The organism is Nitritalea sp., from assembly GCF_054166705.1.
In genome coordinates this window covers 94,586-110,553 of record NZ_JBSZCV010000006.1, presented here as the reverse complement: position 1 = coordinate 110,553, position 15,968 = coordinate 94,586, and the positions used below count along the sequence as shown (strand labels likewise).

Here is a 15,968-nt window from a genome sequence, read left to right as displayed (position 1 = left end):
CATGCCTTACCGGCATACCCGTAAGTATAGGCTTGCATTTATTAATCAACATGAATTTCGAGGAAACTGTCTCCTACCTTTACGGCATGCTCCCTATGTTTCAGCGTCAGGGAGCTGCTGCGTTTAAAAAAGATCTTAAAAACACCGAGGTTTTGTGTGCGCACTTAGGGAATCCCGAGCGTCGATTTCCGAGCATTCATGTGGCGGGTACGAACGGAAAGGGGAGTACCTCACATATGCTTGCCGCCATCCTGCAATCAGCAGGCTATCGGGTGGGTCTTTACACCTCGCCGCATCTAAAGTGCTTTACAGAACGCATGCGCATTAACGGTGTGCAGATGGAGCAGGATGCTGTGGTGGCCTTCGTGGCGGAGCACAAAGCGCTTTTAGCTGAAATCCAACCTTCCTTTTTTGAAGCTACAGTAGCTATGGCCTTTTGGTATTTTGCAAAAAAGGAAGTGGATATCGCCATCATCGAAGTGGGGATGGGTGGCCGCTTGGACAGCACTAATGTTATCCATCCGGAATTAAGTATCATCACTACGATCGGTCTGGACCATCAGCAGTTCTTAGGAAATACATTAGCCGCCATAGCGGGAGAAAAGGCGGGCATTATAAAGGCTGGGGTGCCTGTCGTCATTAGTCATTACCAGGAGGAAGTGGCAGAGGTGTTCTTGCAGCGTGCCCAGCTCCTGGGTGCCCCGCTGGTTTTCGCTCAGGAATTGATTCAACTACAAGCGACCGCAGCTCCTGGGACCTATAGGATGGGCCGTTCGAAGGCCACTTTTACCTTTGACCGGTTTGAACTTTCCTTAAAGGGCAGTTATCAGCTAGAAAATGTTCGTGGCGTATTGGCTGCAATTCCGCTTCTTCAAGCGAAGGGATGGGAGCTTCCAGAAAAGGCCATTTTGCAAGGGCTAAATCAGGTACAAGCACTTACGGGGCTGAAGGGGCGCTGGCAGGAGCTGGGGACCCAACCCCTAATTTTGGCCGACACGGCCCACAATGTAGACGGCATCCGACATGTGATGCAACAGCTAAAAGGGTATTCCTATAAAAAATTATGGATGGTGCTGGGTTTTGTGTCTGACAAGGCATTAGATCCTATCTTTGCTCTTTTTCCAGAGGATGCGGAGTATATTTTTACCGCCCCAGACATTCCGCGCGCGTATCCTCTAGCAGATTTAGAAAAGGCGCTAGCGCCAAAACCCTGGAAGCGTCACTTTATTTCAGGTGTAAATGCAGCACTTCAATTTGCCAAAGAAAATGCTGCTCCTGAGGATATTATTTATGTGGGAGGCAGTACCTTTGTGGTGGCAGAAATAGAAGAACTTTAAATCAAGCAATGGGAAGAAAAAAAATGGTTCGTTTCGAGGCGAATGATGCTGCCTATAATGTCATCCAAGCCGGAAAGCCGAGCTTCGAAACGATTAAAGGTAATTGGCAATCTACGCATTTTAAAAATACCCTGCCGCTAACGGTGGAACTCGCCTGTGGAAGAGGTGAATTTACTGTTGGCTTAGCCAGGAACCATGCAGATAGAAATTTTATCGGAGTGGATATCAAGGGTTCGCGGATTTGGAAGGGAAGTACCCAAGCGCAGGAGGAGGGCTTGAATCATGTTGCCTTTTTGCGCACGCAGATTCAGCTATTGGATCAATTCTTTGCGGAAGGGGAGGTGGACTGCTTTTGGATCACTTTTCCAGATCCTTTTCCCAGAGATGGAGATGAAAAGCGCCGGTTGACCTCACCGCGTTTTTTAGATATGTATAAACAACTCCTTCGTCCCGATGGGCTAATTCATTTTAAAACCGATAATACGGGCCTTTTCCTGTACACAGAAGAGGTGCTACGAGAGCGTCCGGATGTGCAGCTGGAGGTCATCACCTATGATTTTTATGCATCCGCCTACAAGGATGAGCATCTGGGCATCCAAACGCGCTATGAAAAAATATTTAGCGAAAAGGGGGAGAAAATCAAGTATCTGCGCTTTCGTTTTATACCGGATACCGAGGTATAAGTATGGCGTTCATTTCGGGCATGGATGAAAGAAGCGCCATAAAAAACTGAAGGAGTTTCATTTCAAAAGAAAAGCCTGCCTGGAAAGAAGATTCTGGGTAGGCTTTTCTTTTGGCCCTCGGCCAAAGGCTTAGATCGGGTTATTTTAACCCAAAGACTGGTTTTCTTTCGATGCGAGCTCTAAGATTTTTTCATATTCTTCAGGAGAGAGATCCTTGAAGAAATAGTTGACCGGGTTTACTATACGACCTTCTTTCCGTACCTCATAGTGCAGGTGTGGCCCTGTAGAAGTGCCTGTATTACCGACGGTACCGATTTTATCTCCTCGCTTCACTTTTTGACCTGGCTTCACATCGAAAGAGTTCATGTGCGCATAGAGTGTCGTAAAACCGAAGCCATGATCGATTTCTATATACTTTCCATAGCCTCCAAAAATAGTTTTGACCACTTTCACGATACCATCCCCTGTGGCATAAATAGGCGTGCCGATGGGAGCAGAGAAGTCGATGCCTTCATGCATTTTACGCACTTTTAGGATCGGATGAATACGCATGCCAAAGCCCGAAGCCAGGCGCGTCAAGTCTTCATTTGGGATAGGTTGGATGGCTGGAATAGAGGCCCAATATTCTTCCTTATTTAGCGCCATTTCGGCGATTTCATCGTAAGAGGTAGACTGAATGTAGAGCTGCCGCTTGAGTAAATCTATCCTAGAGCGAAGTGAAACGATCATCTTTTCCTGTTTCAGCCCTTTTGCGCGGATTTCAGCATAGCGATCCGCTCCTCCTACGCCTGCTTTGCGTACTTCCGAGGGAATAGGCTCAGACTCGAAAATGACACGGTATAAATTATCATCGCGCTGCTGCAGGTCTTCTAACATACTACTCAGTCGCTTGATTTCATCATCCATGGCCTCGTAGTAAAAGGTAAGTTCCTTGTTTTCTTTTTTAAGCAAAAGCTCCTTAGGGCTATCAAAATAGGTATTAAAGGCAACTAAAAAAACGCCTGCTAGGAGTAAAGAAAAAGCAAAAAAACCGAGCGTATTCAGAGCTACATCCCATTTACTTCTTTCGTAGCGTTCGTACTTACAGGTTTTGGGATCGTAATAATATTTTATCTTACTCATTGTTATTTGCGCGCTAATTCTTATAATTTTGTGGGCTATGCGGGCTGGGAGCTATACGGAACAGCCGCGAATGTAAGAAAAAATTTCCACAAAACATATAAACTGCCTCTTAATGAACGCTCAAGAGATACGTGATACGTTTATTCGTTTTTTTGAATCGAAGGGCCATGCCTACGTCCCTTCTTCTCCTATCGTCGTCAAAAATGATCCTACGCTCATGTTTACGAACGCGGGAATGAATCAATTTAAAGACTTTTTTTTAGGAAACGATCAAGCTGCGCAGACGCGCGTGGCGAATAGCCAGAAGTGTTTACGCGTGTCCGGCAAGCATAATGATCTCGAGGAAGTTGGCGTGGACACGTACCACCATACCATGTTCGAGATGCTTGGAAACTGGTCCTTTGGAGATTATTTCAAGCAAGAGGCCATTACCTGGGCTTGGGAGCTGCTCACTGAGGTGTATAAACTACCTAAAGAGCAGTTATACGTCTCTGTTTTCGGAGGGGATGCCCAAGATAAGCTGGAAAAAGACATGGAGGCTTTCGCGCTTTGGGAGCCAATCGTAGGTGCAGATCGTATTATTTTTGGTTCTAAAAAGGATAACTTTTGGGAAATGGGCGACACAGGTCCTTGTGGCCCATGCTCCGAAATTCACATTGATCTGCGTTCGGCGGACGAGCGAGCGGCGGTTTCTGGCTATGAACTGGTGAACGCCGATCATCCGCAGGTAATTGAGATTTGGAACCTCGTTTTCATGCAGTTTAACCGTCTAGCAGACGGTTCTTTACAAGAGCTTCCTGCCAAGCATGTAGACACCGGCATGGGCTTTGAGCGGCTCGTCCGCGCCATTCAGAACAAGTCTTCTAATTACGACACAGACGTGTTTACCCCTTTTATCGCACACCTGGAGCAGCGTTCGGGTATCGCCTACGGCAAAGGTGAGAAGACGGATATCGCTATGCGTGTCATCGTGGATCATATCCGTGCGATAGCGTTTACCATCGCGGACGGGCAGCTTCCTTCGAATAACAAGGCGGGGTATGTTATCCGCCGTATATTGAGAAGAGCTGTGCGCTATGGTTACACCTTTCTGCAGTTCGACCAGCCGTTTATGTATGCGCTTATGCCACTGCTGGCGCAAAATTTCGGTAAGATATTCCCGGAGGTAGCTGCACAGGAGGCTTTTATTACGAAAGTCATCCAGGAAGAGGAGGCGGCTTTTCTTCGCACCTTAGAGAATGGACTTAAGCTTTTAGAGTCGTTAACGGCCAAGTTGCGGGCGGAGGGCAATACCTTAGTACCGGGAGCACAGGTATTCGAGCTTTATGACACCTACGGGTTCCCGGTGGATTTAACTTCTCTGATCGCGAGAGAGCAGGGCTTTTCCATCGATGAAACCGGTTTCCAGCAAGCCATGGAGGTTCAGAAAAGTCGAAGCCGTGCTGCAGCGGAGCAGGAGACGGGCGATTGGGTGCTGGTAGGGAAGGAGAGCAGCTCCACCTTTGTCGGTTACGACCATAGCAGCCGCGAAACTATACTGACTAAATACCGGACGGTAAAAGATAAGAAGCGGACTCGCTACCAGCTTGTACTTGCAGAAACGCCTTTTTATGCGGAAAGTGGTGGTCAGGTAGGAGATACTGGCTGGCTGACCGTCGGCACTGAGCGTATCCATGTGTTGGATACCAAAAAAGAAAATGATCTGATTGTACATTTTGTGGACAAGGTTCCTGGCGATCCGACACAAGCTGTACATGCTGTGGTAGATACGGACAGAAGGCAACTGATTACCTATAATCATACGGCTACCCACCTCCTTCAGGCCGCGCTACGCCAGGTGTTAGGCGAACATATTCAGCAGAAAGGTTCATTGGTAAATGAGCGCATGCTGCGTTTTGATTTTGCCCATTTTGCGAAGTTGACGGAGGAAGAGTTACAGGAGGTAGAGGCCCTAGTTAATACGAAGATCCGTGCAAACATTCCATTAGAGGAGTACCGCTCCATGCCGATAGAGGAAGCAAAAGCCATGGGAGCCACGGCTCTTTTCGGGGAGAAATATGGGGATCATGTACGTGTTATTTGCTTCGATAAGGCCTACTCGATGGAGCTCTGTGGGGGTATCCACGTGCCTGCTACGGGACATATAGGTTACTTTAAGATTACCGCTGAGACGGCCATTGCCTCAGGTGTACGCCGTATCGAGGCGGTGACTGCAGCGGCTGCTGAGCAGGTGGTGCAAGCGCAAGGGGAGGCTTTAGAAGAGGTGAAGGCATTGCTTAAGCATCCCAAAGATGTTTCGAAAGCCATTCAGGCGCTCTTAGACGAGCGCCAGGAGCTGCGTAAGTCGATAGAACAATTTCAATTAGAGCAAGTTAAGGCCGTGAAAAGCCAACTGCTCCAACAGCAGCACAGGACGCCAGAGGCTGCTTATATACTAGCACAGGTGCGCCTGCCACATGCAGATGCACTTAAAAAGCTCGCCTATGAGTTAAAACAAGAAGTCCCGCAGCTGGTCTTAGTTTTGGCAGCGGATATAGAAGGAAAACCCCAGGTCGCGGTGATGTTAGATGAGCAGGTCTTACGAGAGAAAAACCTGCATGCAGGTAAGCTCGTGAAGATCTTGGCTCAGTCGATTAAAGGCGGCGGTGGTGGCCAGGATTTCTTTGCGACAGCAGGAGGAAAGGCACTGGAAGGACTTCCTAAGGTAATCCCACATGCTAAAGAGTTGCTGGGTATAAAAGAGGGATAAGCCTGGTTTCATTTGGTTTTTTATAGAATTGAACCCATTTTTGGGCTGAAAAAGATAGAAAGATGCTTGATAAAAGTATAAAAGATACCTACGAACTGGTTATTGGTCTAGAGGTACATGCGCAGTTACTGACAAAAAGCAAGATGTATACCTCGGATTCTACAGAATACGGAAACCTACCGAATACCCATATATCTGTCATCACTTTAGGACATCCCGGAACACTTCCGAAGGTGAACAAGCGGGCGGTGGAGTATGCAGTAAAGATGGGGATAGCCTGTAATTCGGAAATTACACGAAGAAATATTTTCGCGCGCAAAAATTACTTTTATCCTGATTTGCCGAAAGGCTATCAAATCACCCAGGATAAGGATCCTATTTGTGTTGGAGGCGTAGTTCCGATTACTTTGCCGGACGGCACAGAAAAGGAAGTGGCCCTGACGCGTATCCATATGGAAGAAGATGCTGGAAAATCCATGCACTTAGCCGGCGAGGTAGACACTTTAGTCGATTTTAATCGTGCGGGAGTTCCCTTGATCGAAATTGTATCGGAGCCGGACATGCGTTCTTCAGAAGAGGCGTATGCGTATTTGGTCGAGATCAAAAAGCTGGTGCGTTACTTGGATATTTGTGATGGCAATATGGAAGAAGGCTCTCTGCGCTGTGATGCGAACATATCAGTGCGTAAGCGAGGGGAATCCGCCTACGGCAAAAAGGTAGAGGTGAAAAATATGAACTCTTTCCGGAATGTGGCGCGGGCGATCGAGCATGAGTTTGAGCGGCAGGTCTTGCTGGCGGAGGAGGGCGTGGAGATCGTGTCGGAAACCCGTACCTTCGATGCGACTACCGGAACCACGGCTAGTATGCGTACGAAAGAAGATTTAAATGATTACCGGTACTTTCCTGAGCCGGATTTAAGTCCGGTGGTAATTTCTGAGGAGTGGCTGCAGTCGGTGCGTGAGGCAATGCCTCCTTTGCCACGCTATCTTTTCCAGAAATTTATGCAGACGTACCAGCTGCCGGCTTACGACGCGGGAGTGTTAACCGAAAGTAAGGATATCGCGCTGTATTTTGAGGCGCTTTGTACCCACACCCGTGCCTATAAAGGCGCTTCTAATATGGTGATGGGACCTGTGAAGTCTTATCTGAATGAACTGACGTTATCGATAGCTGATTTTCCTATTCCTGTGGAGAGTTTGGCCAAATTAGTGGATTTAGTGGATCAGGGGAAGGTCAGTGCCTCAGTGGCGACGCAGCGGTTATTTCCGAAGATGTTAGAACGTCCGGAGGTGGATCCTTTGGCGCTAGCCCAGGAGTTAAATTTAATACAGGAAAGTGATACGGCCTCTATTTTACCTATCGTAGAAGAAGTGGTAGCGGCTTTTCCGGATAAGGTGGTAGCGTATAAAGGAGGTAAAAAAGGACTTCTCGGCATGTTTATGGGAGAGGTGATGAAGCGTTCTAAGGGCAAAGCAGACCCAAAAGTTGCTACCCAATTATTAACAGAACAATTAGAAAAATGAAAATCATGTATAGGATAGCTCGTTCCCTAATTCTATTAGCAGTTGTGGGATTTCTTGTTTCCAGCTGCGGGGAGCAAAAAGAAAAAGCGTTCGATGGAACGGTGATGCTAGTGGGTGTGGTGAAAGATGCTGATGCGGACTTTGTTTTGCTTTTGAATCAGTTTGAGGATGAGCGCGTCGTTTTTGTAGATACGATTCAGGTGGCTGCTGATGGCAAATTTGCTTACACTTTAAATTTAGCACATGCAGGCTTTTATCAGCTTACAGATGAAAACCAAGTTGAGCGCACTTTGGCTTTGTATAACGAGGATGTAGAGCTGCTCATCGATAGAGAAAATGATCCTGTGGTGACGGTTAAAGGGTCGAAGTATACGGATCAACTGGTTCAGATCGAGCAGTTGGTCGATGCTTTTCAGGAAGAGATTAATGGATTGAATACGGCTTACTACGATGCGATGTCCGCTCGGGATCAGGATAAGATTAGGGAAATTCAGGCGCAGGCGATAGAAATGGAGGCTGCACATGCTGATCAGGTGAAGGAGTTAATCAGAGGTTTTGACGGTAGCTTTGTGTCTTTAGCTGCTCTGGGGATGCTGAATATGCGAAATGAATTTACCTTCATGGATGATTTGGTTACTCAATTAGATGCTTCTTACAGTGGTCATCCGATGGTGAATCGTTTGAAGAATCAGCTGGAGGACATGCGTGTATTAGCTGTAGGACAGCCAGCCCCGGAAATAAGTTTGCCAAATCCAGATGGGGAGCTGGTCAACTTATCGGATTTAAGGGGTAATTATGTGTTAATTGACTTTTGGGCGGGGTGGTGTAGACCGTGTCGTGAAGAAAATCCGAATATCGTGCGTTTGTATCAACAGTACAATGAAAAGGGTTTCGAAGTTTTCGGAGTGAGCTTAGATAGAACGCGTGAGCAGTGGGTGAAAGCGATTGAGGATGATGGCTTAACTTGGACACAAGTCTCTGACTTAGCCTACTTTAACTCCGAGGCTGCTGCTACTTACCAGATTAATGCGATACCAGCTACGTACCTGCTGGATCCCGAAGGAAAAATTATAGCGAAGGATTTACGAGGGATGTCTTTAGAGAAGAAGCTTGCGGAGCTTTTTGATTAAATGGGAAAAGATGTTAAAAAGCGTTAATACTGCTTTTAAGTATCTGTTTTCTAAAAATAATTATGGTCATACCGTGTACAAGTGATGATTAAATTCGCTTACATTTGCGGCATAAATCATGTGTCAAAAACATTCTTCTCCTAGGGGAATTGTGGAATGGTAATTGCTACATGAGCAAAGATTTCTAGACTGGAAAACCAATTAATTTTAAGTTAAACATGAAACAAAAAACCACCTCTCGGGCCTACAATAGGCTGTTCACTTTAGCCTTATTTGCTTTTTTAGCGATGGGCGCTTGTAAGAGTAAGAAAAAGGTTGTCGAACAAGCTCCGCCTCCGCCTCCTGTGGAGAAAGTAGAAGAGGCACCAGTAGCTCCGCCTGCACCGTCTGCTGAGGAAGTGGCTGTAGAGAAGTTAGAGAACTTATTCCAGAGCGTAACGAACGCGAGTTCTGTTCCTGTGGCCAATCGCATGATCGATGATTCTATGTCAATGTTCAGTAATCAGAATACTCCTGTTCTTATCGTGATTCACGAGGAGCGCGGTATAAAGGATTATGATGAGCCGACGACGATCAATAAGTACTTACACTACTTAAAGGACACAAAAAAGAACCTAAACTTTGTAAGCGATGTACGCTTAGATGGTAACGGAAGAGTTTCTGAAATCGAATTAAGACGTAAATAAATTTAAGCATTAAAAAGATGAAAAAATACATCGCATCTATTGCATTCCTGTTTGCCTTGGGTATGTCCGCAGCATTTGCTCAGGATGACATTAGCCCGTCTAGAAAGCAAGCTATCGATTCTTTAGCTTTAGAAAAAGTTAGGGATTTAAGTAAATATATTTCGATCATCGGTAGTAAGGAAACTCAGTTTTCTGAAGCGAACCGTGTTATGGATCGTGCAGAAGAGTTGTTCGCTCCAGGCGCTGAAATGGGCGTTTCTTCTATCAACCGCAAAGAAATTGCTTACTATAAAGTGAGAAGATACTTTGAGCGCTTAATGGCACTTAACTACGACCGTGTGAACATTTCTTGGTATGACATTCACTACATTTCAGATTTAGAGCGTCAGCCTGATGGAAAGTATGTGGGTGTAGTTACTGTTTATCAGCGATTCGAAGGTACATCTTTGGAGAGCGGTCTAAACTATCGTGATACCACGAAAAAAGACATCACCATATACGTAGAGAAAAAATCAACACAAATCGCGGGTAGAACGATTGAGTTCTGGGACGTAATGTTAGGTGACATCCGTGTGACGGAGACATCAGCATGAGAAAATTAACGCTTTTATTCTTTATAATCGCGTTATCTACTATGGAATACGTGCAGGGCCAGGTGTTAAACAGCCCTGCACGCATCCAAGATGATGGTAGATTCGCGGCATCCACCAAGCAAGTCAACCAATTTTTTAGAAGATTTAACGGTGAAGAGTCTCCTGACACGGGCAATCGATTGAATCCCGGGGACGCGGACTATAGAGATCGTGCCTTAAGAAGTAAGTATCTTGGCATTTTGTTTGATGAGGACAATAAAGATTTAGACAGGGAACTCCGACGGTCTTTTTCCCAAGATGTTCTCTCCGAAAGTCTTCCCTACTATTTAAATTTTCATCGTGAAGGCTGGTTTGCAGAAGTAGAAGTTCAGGTCAACTTCAGGGGCAAACGAGAAACTTGTACGCTGTTTATGAAATTACAGGCTGAAGGCCTTGGATATGAATGGGTAATCGATAAAGTGAGTTTCAATGGGTTTAAAGGGATCTTTGATAAGCCTCAGGGTGAGAATAAGAGTTTCCTACACCCTTTAAGCCATGAGCTGGGTTTTATGAACCTGAGGAGGGCATTTGATGATACGCCAAAACCTGAGTCTTTTACGCCAACGGACTTTACCCCGGACTATTTAACCTTGTTTTTATACGAGCTTAAGCGGGGCAATATTAAATATGAAAGTGTTTTGGATGTAAAATTCCATTTCTTTCAAATTAATGGCTGGTATTTTGAGCTATCAAATTTTAATCGCCCAGGCTTTAACACAGGCTGGTTGATTAGTAACCTTGTGAAGTTAAATCCAGGGGACAAAGAAATTATTCAAAATTTCATCTATGATCAAAAGTAACAATTTACGCTGTTTACTTTTACTGCTTTTAACCACTATTATTTATCCGCCTGTTTTCGCCCAAGATATAGCAGGTTATTCAAAGCAAGAGGTAAAAGACCTTTCCAAAAAAGTAGAAGATCAGATTCTATTTTTGGAATACTTTCTTAATACGGTAGGAAGTAAGGATACCCCTGCTCGTGATAAGGACGTGATTATACGGGAAAGTTATTCTAAAATTTTCCGCGATGGAAAGGTGCAGGTAGAAGATGACCTGTTACTAGATCGTCAAGTCATCACGAATAAAGACATTACTTCTTATTTAAAGGATATAGAATTCTTTTTTAAAGATGCCAGCTTTAAGTTTAAAGTTCGAGAGGTGAAGCCTTTCGAGCGGGACAACGGTGAGCTCAGCTTCCTGGTTTCCTTAGACCGCACGCTAACTGCCGTGGGTTTAAATAAGGAGAAAATTTCTAATACCCGTCCACGGTTTGTAGAAATTAACGTGGACAAAAATAGCAATGAAATTAAAATTGCTAGCGTGTACACTACACGGCTCTCCAGAGATAAAGAGCTGGCAGAATGGTGGGCCGCACTCCCTTTTGAATGGGAGGTTTATTTCCGTGAAAAATTCGATCTCTATTCCGATTCGCTGAGCTCGGATCAATTGTACAAGATAGCGAACTTGGATTCACTTATCATTCGTGATAATCCTTTAATCACCTCTTTAGCACCTATATCAGTACTTAGGGAGCTGAAGTACATTGACATGAGCCGAACAGAAATCGAAGACCTTGGCCCCATCAGTAATGTTACCTACTTAGAATATCTGGACGTTTCTGGGGCTCAAGTACGCGATTTACAATTTTTAAAATATTCAGACCGGCTAAAGGCTTTGAATATTTCAGATACGCGCGTGGATGATATTTCGGAGCTGGGTAATTTGAAAAACTTAGAAGTACTACGTGCAGAGCGCACTCCTGTGGTATCATTCTCGGTATTGAACTCCTTTACAGCACTACGTAAATTGTATTTGCGCGAATCCGGGTTTAACAATTTTGAGCATATTCAAGAGCTCAAAAATTTAGAGATTTTAGATGCTGGTAAAAATTTCTTGATCAATTTTGATTTGATCGCCAATTTATCGGGCCTACAAGAATTGGATCTTAGAGAAACCAATTTGGTTGATTTAGATCCTTTACGTGACCTGAACAAGCTGCGCATCCTGATCTTAAATCAAACGGATGTGGCTTCTTTGGATCCTATTTCTGGTAAATCGAGCCTTCAGCGAGTCTATGCAGATAGAACACGCATTCCTGAACGGGAAGCAGATAGCTTTGTCCGGAAAAATCGACGAGTTTTGCTTATTCACAATGTTGAAAATTTGCAGAATTGGTGGGCTGAATTGCCTTCCTCTTGGAGAAGTGTGCTTGCTGAGCGCTACGAGGGCCTACACAGTGATATGCCCAGCGTGGAGCGTTTATCTAGCTTAGTAGGGATGGACTCGCTCAATCTATCCCAGTCATCGCTTTCCGTTTTAGGGCCTATTACACGCTTTAAAAAGCTGAATTACTTAGATATAAGTGGTACCCAAGTTGAGGATTTAAATCCTGTTGCACAATTGGGCACACTAACCCATCTGATAGCAAACGACACGGAGGTGCGCTCCATTCAAATGCTCATCAGCTTAGTTAACCTAGAACATTTAGAGTTAAACCGTACGGCTGTCCGAAACATCAATTTCTTATCTAGATTAGAAAAACTAAAGCGCATCGAAGCGGATGGGACAGAGGTACGAGCAGAGGAAACGCCCACCTTTTATCTAGAACGCCCTGATGTGGAGTTGATTTACCGTACGGAAGAGCTAACGGCATGGTATGAAAGCCTTAGTGCCGAGTGGAGAGGTTTACTCTTTCAAGGTGACGCAGTTCATGAATTACCCTCCAACACGCATTTGCATAAAATTACTGCGCAGCATAAGCTGCAAATCGAAAGAACGCGAGTGGAAGATTTAGCACCGCTTGAAGTCTTTAATAACTTACGTTCCTTGCATGTTTTTGATGCTCCCCTTTATGATTTAAGTCATTTGCAGCATTTCACGCTTTTGGAGGAATTACAACTTTCCCAGGTACCACTTCAAGATTTAAGTCCTCTTCTGAGCTTGAACCGATTGAAGGCATTGGATCTATCGAATACAGGAATCAGTGATCTTCGGGAGTTAACGGCTTTTCCACAGCTGGAAAAATTAAATATTTCCGGTACAAATGTGAAAAACCTTCGCGGCGTGGAAAGTTTACTTGAATTACAAGAAATTGATTTGGCGAACACCACGGTTCGGTCTATCAAACAATTGGAAAAGTTACCGGAGCTTACAAGTGTTATTTGTTTTAACACGAAAATCAACAGTCGCGTGATCGATAAGTTCAAGTCTGCTAATCCACAGATTACTGTACGCTTTTTCTAACTTTATTATGGCATTAAAAAAGGGACAGCATAATATGGCTGTCCCTTTTTATTATAAGTTCACAAAATAATCGATCCAAGCATCAGCCAAGTTGTTCTGCTTGTTGCTCTGATTTTATCAGTAGCTGCCGTAGGCTTTCGCGTAAAATTTGTCCCATGTTTTGGCATTTTAAGAAGCGAGGTTCTTTATAGTGTTTGCCCAACTCTTCGCGTAGTGAATGGATATTCGTCTGTGTACTGATCGTATCGGTTTCCATGGCTGTTAATATATCCTCGATTTCTATTTTCGAACTTTTCACCCTGTTCGCGATTAAGGCTCTTTCCTCCCGCTGATACTGCACCATGCTTTCAGGGGTCATATATTTCATTCCTAACTGAATAAGGGCATTATTCTGCTTAAAGTATTGAGGCAGATAAATGGATTTTTTTCCCTCGTAGGATTGCTGGTCAAAGTCAATCGCACGAATACGATAGTGTGTTTCTTCGAAATCGGGCGTAACATCCACCACAAAATTAGAGGAATGCATATCGCCTAAAAGTCGTACAAAGCAGCGCTCATTAAATTTAACAAACTCCTTAGCTAGTCGGATAGGGTTTAAGTTCGGGTCATGGATATGCTGGCGCATAAACTGCTCACCCGGGATTCCTGCGATATGCTCCTCGATGAGGGTATTTTCATGAACGAGGTAATTAATTCGATTAGGAGAAAGTAAGTGTTCTAGCTCTAAGCCATAAACGCGTGAAGCGTCAGCGTGCTTGACGTAATAATAGTCGAAGTTGTCGTTAATCCGGTTTACGATACGCACACGAAAAGGCTGCGTATTTCCATAAATACATAGGTCGATCCGATCTACATAGAGGTGGGACATGACGCTCATGTCCCCTTCGGCCTTTAGAAGCGCATATATTTTCTTCACATTATGGTGAATTTCTTCGCGATCGGATTCAGCGAAGAACACCGTTTCCCATAAGGTGTCGTTTCCCTTAAAGTCATACAAAGGAATAGAACCAGTGTACCGCAAGAGGTCACTGTAGTGTATCGGAAAGTTTACCTGGCGCCCGTATTTAATGAGATAGTTACGAAGCGGTTTTCCGATGGGATAGGTGATTTTTTTTTTGCTAATTAAGGCCATAGACGAAGTGCTACGCTTTACTATATTCTTTTTCTTCCTGTGTCATGTTGCGATCGAAAATAAAGGGTCCAAAAGGCAATAAAGAAGCTACTAGAGCAAAAAAGGTTTTCGAAAAGCTCCATTTCATGATGCGCGCAGCGGGGAATACCACATAAATATAGGCTACGAACAGGATACCATGGGCCCAGCCTACATATTTTACGGCTAAAGGCCAGTCCCAAACATATTTTAAAGGCATCGCGATGAAAAGAAGTAATAAAAAGGACATACCTTCTGCTATTCCTACTATTCGAAAGGTCTTCAAACGCTTACTTTTCTTGCTATCTACACTCATGAACTTATAAATTAAATTGCTCCTTTAAAACATTCCATAAAGAACGTTTAAGTGCTTTATCAAGTTCTAAATCGCGTAAATCATCTGCCCATATATAGTTTGCCAGGTCATTATGAGAACGCTTGTATTTAGCTTCAAAACCGCCTAAGAAGGGATGGTTGATCCCGAAACTAAGGATGAATTTGGGGTTTAATCTCTCCAAGCCTGCTTTGCTGCTAGCAGCCAAATTGGTTTCGTCTAAAATGGCTACATCTTTAAGACCTAGCTGACAAGCGGTGATTAAGTTTCGAAGCAGGAGATCCTCTGCATCCGATAGCCTACCGCCACGGTGAACGATCAGCACCTGCTGCTCATAGGCGCCCCTGTAAGCCGGCAGTAAAGCGTCTAATGGTCGCTCTTCCTGTTGCTCTTGCTGGGTAGAGTTATGAACCAGATCCGTTAAAGAGCGTGACGGAGCTAAAGGTGTGACAGACTGTCTCCGCTCAGAAATAGGAGACTGTACTGATTCTCTAGTCACCAAAGTCTGTTTATCTGAACTAAGCGCTGTGTTAGAGGTGCTGCGCTGAATCGTTTTGGGTGCAGTTATTTCTGCTACTGGTGGTTTTGCCCCATGGGCATACTTCGTCTGCAAAGCTTGCGCCTGAATCGCCTGTTCAAACTGCTTTACATCTGCTTGTGTTAAGAAAAGCATGTCTTGTGCATACAAGGTGGCATGGGCCTGAGGAGCTATAGATTCCATCTCCCTAAAATCTTTAAAATATGGGACAATAAAAAATAAAAAGGAGAGATTAACCCTCCTTTTCGTCTGTAAGATTAAAAATAGATTTTAATTCTACTGCATCTTTGGGATCCATCCGTTTGGCCAACACAAGACGCAGCTGCCTTCTTCGAAGAGCACCCTCGTAAAGCTCCACTTCCTCAGCTGTTTCAGGCGCTACCTCTGGTACCTCGATGGGGCGTCCATTTTGATCGACAGCCACGAATGTGAAAAAAGCACGATGCGTCATAATTTTCTTGTTCGCAGGGATATCCTCCGCCCAAACCTCGATAAATACCTCCATCGAGCTATTAAACGCACGCGTTACTTGTGCTTTAAGCGTAACTACGTTTCCTAAGGCGATCGGATGCTTAAAGGAAATGCTATCTGCCGATGCTGTTACGACGATCCGATTCGAATGCTTCTGTGCTGCAATCGCCGCTACGATATCCATCCAGTGCATCAACTTACCGCCCATTAGGTTATGGAGCGTATTGGTATCATTCGGCAAGACCATTTCAGTCATCACCACAGCACTGTCTTTAGCTTTCTTCTTCACTAACATACGTTTATTTTTAGCAAAAATACAAAATTTTTATCTAAATACACGGAGTATATTGGTCGGTTGACAAATATTATT

The 15,968-nt window shown here is 44.5% G+C and carries 14 protein-coding genes; 9 read left to right on the top strand and 5 right to left on the bottom strand.

From position 1 onward, the window contains the following. The first annotated feature begins 50 nt into the window (after positions 1–50). Together ACXIT9_RS02670 and trmB are read left to right on the top strand one after the other, a co-directional pair. On the top strand, positions 51–1,337 hold the full coding sequence (locus ACXIT9_RS02670) for a bifunctional folylpolyglutamate synthase/dihydrofolate synthase (protein WP_458054700.1): 1,287 nt from the start codon (positions 51–53) through the stop codon (positions 1,335–1,337). Positions 1,338–1,345: 8 nt separating this feature from the next. Next, on the top strand, positions 1,346–2,020 hold the full coding sequence (gene trmB / locus ACXIT9_RS02665) for a tRNA (guanosine(46)-N7)-methyltransferase TrmB (protein ID WP_458054699.1): 675 nt from the start codon (positions 1,346–1,348) through the stop codon (positions 2,018–2,020). A 144-nt stretch (positions 2,021–2,164) separates the two neighbouring features. Here the strand turns inward: trmB and ACXIT9_RS02660 are convergent, their stop codons facing one another. Continuing rightward, positions 2,165–3,142 carry a M23 family metallopeptidase gene (locus tag ACXIT9_RS02660; protein WP_458054698.1) on the bottom strand — a complete coding sequence of 326 codons (978 nt, stop codon included), beginning with the start codon at positions 3,140–3,142 and terminating at the stop codon, positions 2,165–2,167. Positions 3,143–3,254: 112 nt separating this feature from the next. On the opposite strand from ACXIT9_RS02660, the gene alaS reads away from it, so the two are divergent. The 7 genes from alaS (at position 3,255) to ACXIT9_RS02625 (ending at position 13,105) form a co-directional block, all read left to right on the top strand. Continuing rightward, the gene (gene alaS / locus ACXIT9_RS02655) at positions 3,255–5,891 is read left to right on the top strand and encodes an alanine--tRNA ligase (RefSeq protein ID WP_458054697.1); all 2,637 of its coding nucleotides are present in this window, start codon (positions 3,255–3,257) and stop codon (positions 5,889–5,891) included. A gap of 62 nt (positions 5,892–5,953) precedes the next feature. Further along, the gene (gatB, locus tag ACXIT9_RS02650) at positions 5,954–7,414 is read left to right on the top strand and encodes an Asp-tRNA(Asn)/Glu-tRNA(Gln) amidotransferase subunit GatB (RefSeq protein ID WP_458054696.1); all 1,461 of its coding nucleotides are present in this window, start codon (positions 5,954–5,956) and stop codon (positions 7,412–7,414) included. Positions 7,415–7,419: 5 nt separating this feature from the next. Beyond that, positions 7,420–8,544: a redoxin domain-containing protein gene (locus tag ACXIT9_RS02645; RefSeq protein WP_458054695.1), complete on the top strand. Its 1,125-nt coding sequence runs from the start codon at positions 7,420–7,422 to the stop codon at positions 8,542–8,544. 218 nt (positions 8,545–8,762) lie between these two features. Next, the gene (locus ACXIT9_RS02640) at positions 8,763–9,230 is read left to right on the top strand and encodes a hypothetical protein (protein WP_009057054.1); all 468 of its coding nucleotides are present in this window, start codon (positions 8,763–8,765) and stop codon (positions 9,228–9,230) included. A 17-nt stretch (positions 9,231–9,247) separates the two neighbouring features. Next, on the top strand, positions 9,248–9,823 hold the full coding sequence (locus ACXIT9_RS02635; protein ID WP_458054694.1) for a hypothetical protein: 576 nt from the start codon (positions 9,248–9,250) through the stop codon (positions 9,821–9,823). Continuing rightward, the gene (locus tag ACXIT9_RS02630) at positions 9,820–10,662 is read left to right on the top strand and encodes a hypothetical protein (RefSeq protein WP_458054693.1); all 843 of its coding nucleotides are present in this window, start codon (positions 9,820–9,822) and stop codon (positions 10,660–10,662) included. The genes ACXIT9_RS02635 and ACXIT9_RS02630 overlap by 4 nt, the downstream gene beginning before the upstream one ends. Further along, positions 10,649–13,105: a leucine-rich repeat domain-containing protein gene (locus ACXIT9_RS02625; RefSeq protein WP_458054692.1), complete on the top strand. Its 2,457-nt coding sequence runs from the start codon at positions 10,649–10,651 to the stop codon at positions 13,103–13,105. Before ACXIT9_RS02630 ends, ACXIT9_RS02625 begins: the two co-directional genes overlap by 14 nt. A gap of 82 nt (positions 13,106–13,187) precedes the next feature. Here ACXIT9_RS02625 and ACXIT9_RS02620 read toward each other — a convergent pair whose 3' ends face one another. Genes ACXIT9_RS02620 through ACXIT9_RS02605 form a run of 4 tightly spaced genes read right to left on the bottom strand, consistent with a single transcriptional unit; the run spans position 13,188 to position 15,893 of the window. After that, the gene (locus ACXIT9_RS02620; protein WP_458054691.1) at positions 13,188–14,237 is read right to left on the bottom strand and encodes a hypothetical protein; all 1,050 of its coding nucleotides are present in this window, start codon (positions 14,235–14,237) and stop codon (positions 13,188–13,190) included. Between the two features lie 10 nt (positions 14,238–14,247). Next, a complete protein-coding gene (locus tag ACXIT9_RS02615; protein WP_458054690.1) occupies positions 14,248–14,571 on the bottom strand; it encodes a DUF3817 domain-containing protein in 324 nt (107 codons plus the stop codon). A 4-nt stretch (positions 14,572–14,575) separates the two neighbouring features. Continuing rightward, the gene (locus ACXIT9_RS02610) at positions 14,576–15,310 is read right to left on the bottom strand and encodes a hypothetical protein (protein WP_458054689.1); all 735 of its coding nucleotides are present in this window, start codon (positions 15,308–15,310) and stop codon (positions 14,576–14,578) included. Between the two features lie 49 nt (positions 15,311–15,359). Continuing rightward, positions 15,360–15,893, bottom strand: a complete 534-nt coding sequence (locus tag ACXIT9_RS02605) for an acyl-CoA thioesterase (protein ID WP_458054688.1) — start codon at positions 15,891–15,893, stop codon at positions 15,360–15,362. Positions 15,894–15,968 lie beyond the last annotated feature (75 nt).